Annotated in this window: 1 protein-coding gene; it reads right to left on the reverse strand. The window is 49.8% G+C overall.

Annotated elements, in window-relative coordinates; translation table 11 throughout:
* Window positions 1-183: 183 nt before the first annotated feature.
* Window positions 184-1772 (reverse strand): IS3 family transposase gene (locus ACQRCC_RS15475; protein ID WP_427851641.1). Its coding sequence is split into 2 segments (ribosomal slippage): window positions 184-1304 and window positions 1304-1772, totalling 1590 coding nucleotides; the frame shifts between segments, so codons are not numbered across the junction.
* Window positions 1773-1853: the final 81 nt, after the last annotated feature.

A 1853-nucleotide genomic window follows, 5' to 3' on the forward strand; every position in this document is an offset into this window, starting at 1 on the left:
CGCTGTTTGTCAAGCTAGATGTCAGTAAAACTTTATTTATTTGTTGCTATATTTCCTCTTGCTTTGACCGAGGGTACCTGGATCAGTCTAAACTGTCAATGACAAGCGGTTCAGACCATCGCTGCGCGATCATTGACAGCTTAGCCTGTTCCAGGTGTTGGGCAGTCAAGCAAGTATGAAATCTTATGAAGCTCTGACTTCCGGATCCTTGACAATAGCAACTGTCGTTTCCTCATAGGTTTTATCCGGATTCAGATATACTGCCTCGATGTCGCTCCAGTCCCGTGTCTGGCGGCCGTTCCAGCGTTTTGGATGAGAAGCTTTTGCGGCTTCATAGACCTCATGACGTTTTCGGAGGATCTCATCGCTCTTTCCGTCATGACGTTGTGCCGGTGTGACAAATTTGATCCCACTGTGATGGTGTTCAAAGCGGTACCACTCGACGAAATGCCTGCACCAGATGCGCGCTTCTGTTACACTGCCAAATCCCTTCGGCTGATAGTTGGGACGATATTTTAATGTCTTGAATATCGATTCCGAATAGGGATTGTCATTGCTCACACGAGGACGGCTGTTTGATGGTGTTATGCCCAGTGCATACAGTGTTTCCAGCATGGTCGCACCTTTCATGGGCGAACCATTATCGGAATGCAGCACCAGCGGCATGGTTGTCAGCCGTTTCTGGGCAATGCAGGCGCGTTTGATCAGTTCGCTTGCATGGTCTGCGGATTCCTCTTCCCAAACCTCCCAGCCGACAATGTCCCGGCTGAAAATGTCTATGATCAGATAAAGATAGTAGAAGAGACCTTTCACCGCTCCTGTGAGATATGTGATATCCCAGGTCCATACCTGATTTGGTGCTGTTGCACAATACGATGTGGGCTTGCCGTGTTTGCCCGGTTCCTGGCTCCGCCCCCTGTGGTTCTGCATTTTTTCTTCATGCAGTACCCGATAGAAGGTGGACTCGGAGGCAATATATTCACCATTGTCTGCCAGAGCCGGCACAATCTGGCATGGAGGCATGCTGGCAAAGCGTTCCTCGTTCACTGTATCGAGGATCCGCTGCCTTTCCTCAGGGCTCAGCTTGTTTGACGGATTCGAGTGATCCGCAAAAGATCGCCGATCTTCATAGGAAGCATGTTTTTTATCAAGTGCCTGCCAACGGTAATAGGTCCGTTCGGTTATGCCGAGCCTTTCGCAGGCGGCACGGAGTCTGGCGCCGTGTTCGACCGCTTCGTCAATAAGCTTGATTGCTTCACTGCGATCTGAGGCGCTTATTTTTCGTCCTCGGGATCCCCCCAGATCGCATTTGCTTTTTTTGACAACACGAGCAGAGCCGCTGCTTCCGCAAGAGCTTTTTCCTTTCGCTGCAGTTCTTTTTCAAGCTTTTTACGTTCCTTCTGGGAGTCTTTGAGTTCCCGGTTGAGTCGGGCAGCTTCCTTTGCGATCCCGCCATTTGCATTCATGCAGGCATCCTTCCAGGCTTTGATCTGCTCGACATACAGCCCCTTTTTGCGGGCATATTCAGCCAGCTCAGCCTCGTTAAGGCTGGCGGTTTCTACAACAATCAAAAATTTATCCTGTGTGCTCCAGTCATCCGGAGATGCATCCGTTCCAGGAGCGGCGTATCCTTCCTTTCTCGCTTTATCGCGCCAGTTGCGAAGGGTCTGTTCAGAGAGACCTTCTTCTTTAGCGATCTTTGTGATGGATTCGTTGTTTGGCGGAAGCATCCTGCGAAGCATGGCTTCCTTGAATTCTGGACTGTAGTTCATGTGTAAAGCTCCTTCCTGTGATAGTTCTATTCTACCACAAAAACTATTTCGCTTCACTGACAACTATCCTAACACACAGGG

The organism is Sporofaciens sp. SGI.106 (genome assembly GCF_050314255.1).
Taxonomy (GTDB): Bacteria; Bacillota; Clostridia; order Lachnospirales; family Lachnospiraceae; genus Claveliimonas.